Origin of the sequence: Dietzia sp. SLG310A2-38A2 (assembly GCF_014145095.1) — a bacterium.
Taxonomy (GTDB): Bacteria; Actinomycetota; Actinomycetes; order Mycobacteriales; family Mycobacteriaceae; genus Dietzia.
The window spans coordinates 1-3,368 of the sequence record NZ_JAALDX010000310.1 but is presented as its reverse complement, the minus strand read 5'-3'; the positions used below and the strand labels follow the sequence as shown (position 1 = coordinate 3,368).

At 68.9% G+C, this 3,368-nt stretch carries 4 protein-coding genes and 1 pseudogene; all 5 read left to right on the top strand.

The features are described 5' to 3' along the window. Window positions 1-296: SAV_6107 family HEPN domain-containing protein (locus tag G6027_RS19350; protein ID WP_182637303.1), on the top strand; the 296-nt coding region annotated here is incomplete at its 5' end. A gap of 176 nt (window positions 297-472) precedes the next feature. Continuing rightward, a complete protein-coding gene (locus G6027_RS11480; RefSeq protein ID WP_182637302.1) occupies window positions 473-883 on the top strand; it encodes a DUF3040 domain-containing protein in 411 nt (136 codons plus the stop codon). A gap of 394 nt (window positions 884-1,277) precedes the next feature. Then, window positions 1,278-1,754: a division/cell wall cluster transcriptional repressor MraZ gene (locus G6027_RS11475; RefSeq protein ID WP_182637301.1), complete on the top strand. Its 477-nt coding sequence runs from the start codon at window positions 1,278-1,280 to the stop codon at window positions 1,752-1,754. Between the two features lie 176 nt (window positions 1,755-1,930). Continuing rightward, window positions 1,931-2,953, top strand: coding sequence for a 16S rRNA (cytosine(1402)-N(4))-methyltransferase RsmH (rsmH, locus tag G6027_RS11470; protein ID WP_182637300.1), 1,023 nt, complete (start codon window positions 1,931-1,933; stop codon window positions 2,951-2,953). Further along, a pseudogene (locus tag G6027_RS11465) lies at window positions 2,950-3,368 on the top strand (hypothetical protein); the annotation flags it as partial. The gene rsmH and the pseudogene G6027_RS11465, both read left to right, overlap by 4 nt.

Sequence of the window (3,368 nt, the reverse complement as noted above, 5' to 3'; positions counted from 1 at the left end):
CCGCCGACCGGTTTCTCGAGTCGTACCGGGCGGCGCGTTCGGCGGCGGCGGCGCTCCTGTCCCCGGGGCCGCGTCGACGAGGCCCGTCCGACGTGTGGCACCGGCTCGCCGCAGAGGTTCCCGAACTGGCGGAATGGGCTTCCGCGTTCGGCGGGTACTCGGCCCTCGCCGCCGCCGTGGAGGACGGGCTTCCCCGTACTGTCACACCCCGCATGGCAGACGACTTCCTCTGGGCTGTCGGTCGTTTCCTGGACCTGGTGGACGAGCGGCTGGGAGTTCTGGGTCCGGCGGCGTGAGGCCGGGCAGGACGCGCGGACCGGGCTTCCGGGGCATACACGGAATCCCGGTGGTCACCACCGCGTTGCGCTCGTATGATGGGGGGAACCCTTGACCGGCTGATCCCCGTAGACGGTCGACGTCACACGGCCGAGCCGGCCGAGCTCGTAACCGCGAGCGTTCTAAGGAGGTCGAAGTGCCCCTGTCCGAGCACGAGCAGCGCATGCTCGACGAGATCGAGAATGCGCTCTACGCCGACGACCCCAAGTTCGCGTCGTCTGTTCGAAAGACCGGAGGGTCCGGTGGTCGACGTCCCGCCGGGATGGTGGTGATCCTCGGTGTCGTGGGGGTCGCGCTTCTCGTTGGCGGGCTGGCACTCGACTTCAAACCGGGCGGGTTTCCCGTCCTCAGTCTTGTCGGTTTCCTCGTGATGTTCGCAGCGGGTGTGTTGGCCCTGCGTTCGGCGCCGTCCAAGGGATCGTCGTCGACCGGTTCCGCCGGCGGAGCCCGGGTGCCGGGTGCGGGCAAGGCGTCCACCAAGGGGACCGAGGGTCAGAGCTACTCCTCTCGTATGGAGGATCGCTTCCGCCGGCGCTTCGAGCAATAGACGTCAGAGACTGACCACGTCCCGGGAGGGGCGAGCGCATCTGCGCTCGCCCCTCCCGCCCATTTCGGGGCGCTGCGGACCTCGGCAGCGGCGCGCCCCACCACACGCCCCACCACACGCCCCCCTGGGTCTCCACTTTGCCCCACCCGACATCCCTCAATTGCCTCGTGCGTGTGACTTAGTCACAACAGCCACAGCAGAACGCCGAAATTTCGTTGTGTCGGGCGTGATTCTTGCTGGTCCTCTCGCTGCTCCACGGTGCATCTAGCGGTTCTGAACTGCAAAGATGCGAGACGGTGGGGAGAAGTGGGGCGCAGGCCTTGTTTGTGGGGCGTTGTGGGGTACAGTGGGGGACGCGAGGAGCTCGAAGGGGCCTGAACCCAGGAGGTGGCGGGTGACCGACACCAACCCCACCGACTCCGAGCGTGAACGAGCCTTCGTCGGGTACGGGACACACCGTCCCAAGCTCGACGACAAGGGGCGACTGACGATCCCCGCAAGATTCAGGCCTGGTCTGGCAGACGGGGTGGTCGTGTGTGGGTGGTTCACCAACACGCTCTCGGTCTTCCCGGAACGCGAGTTCGACGCGCTGGTCAGAAAGGTCCGGCCGACCGCCAACCTCAGTGAGAGGCACATGGCGTTCTTCCGGCTCCTGGTGAGCGGCGCGGAGGTCCAACAACTCGATTCGCAGGGGCGGGTCTCCATCCCGGCGAGTCAGCGGAACTACGCGGGCCTCGGCAAGGACTGCGTGGTCAACGGTCTCGGAGAGCGTCTCGAGGTCTGGGACGCAGAGGCCTGGGACCGCTACAGCGCGGAGAACCTCCCCGTGTTCTCCGAGATGGAGGGCACCTCCCTGGGGATCGAGTTCTGATCCGCCCGGGACGAGACCGCACTACGGCAGCACGACAGCACGACGGACGGAGCCCCCCGGCCCCTGCCCGGCACCACCCTGACGTACTTCCCCAACGCCAGGTGGGTACCGGACGGGGACCAGGGGGCTCCACCACAACCGGAGCACCGACGACATCCGGACGCGAGGGAGGCGACATGGCGGAAGAGCCCGACTCCGACCGTGCGGCGGCCCGGTCCGGTCACATCCCCGTCTTTCTCGACCGCACCCTCGATCTCTTCCGGCCGATCGTCGACGCCGCGGCCGCAGAGGGCCGCAGCCCGGTGATCGTGGACGGCACGTTGGGCCTGGGCGGGCACACCTCGCACCTCCTCGCCGAATTCGACGACCTGAGGGTGGTCGGCGTGGACCGCGACCCGGAAGCCCTCGAGATCGCCACCCGCAGACTCACGGCCTACCGGGACCGGTTCACTCCCGTGCACGCCCGTTTCGACGACTTCGACCTGATCGTGGACAGCCTCCCCGCAGACGCGAGGGACGAGGCCGGCCCGGCGATCGACGGCGTCCTGCTCGACTTCGGGGTCTCCTCGATGCAGCTCGACGTGGCCGAGCGCGGATTCGCGTACTCGGTCGATTCGCCGCTGGACATGAGGATGGACCCCACCACGGGCCCGACCGCCGCAGACATCCTGGCGGACTACCCGCGAGATGACCTCGCCAGGATCTTCCGCGTCTACGGCGAGGAGCGGTTCGCACGGCAGATCGCCTCCGCGATCGTGCGTCGCCGCGAGACCGATCCGGTCGTCTCCAGCGCTCAGCTCGTCGAACTGCTCTACGACACGATCCCTCAGGGCGCACGCCGCACCGGTGGGCACCCCGGCAAGCGCGTCTTCCAGGCTCTGCGCATCGAGGTCAACGCCGAACTCGAGGCGGTGGAGAACGCGGTCCCCGGGTACCTCGACCTGCTGAGGGGTGACGGGCGGGCGGTGTTCATGGCGTATCACTCGCTGGAGGACAAGATCGTCAAGCGGGAACTGACCACCCGGACCGCCTCGCGCACCCCGGCCGGACTGCCGGTGGAACTTCCCGGTCACGGACCGGAGTTCGAGGCCGTCACCCGCGGGGCGGAGAAGGCATCACAGGCCGAGATCGATCACAACCCGCGCTCGGCCTCGGTCCGGGTGCGATGCGTCCGGCGTATCGACGGGAGAACCCCATGACGAGCACCATCGACACCTCGGACCCCGCCGACGGACTCGATACCCGGCGCGGATCCACCGCCGAGGGCGCCGGGCCGACCACTGGCGCCGGGGTCGTGGGCCTGCGCCGGAAGCCGGTCACCCGCTCGGTCCGGGGTCGGCGGACGGTGGTCGTTCCCGCGGAACGGCTCAGTCCTGCCGAGCTGGCGGGGCGGATCCCCTTCGTCGTCGTCATGCTCCTCCTCATCGGAACCGGCGTGGGCGGCACACTCCTGCTGTCCGCGCAGACCACGCAGGACACCTACAACCTCAAGAACGCGCGGGACGCCAACGTCGAGCTCGTCGAACGCATGGAGGCGCTCCAGGCGTCCAACGAGCGCGCCCGGTCGGCGGAGGTGCTGGCGCAGCGCGCCGAGAAGCTCGGGATGGTCGGGGT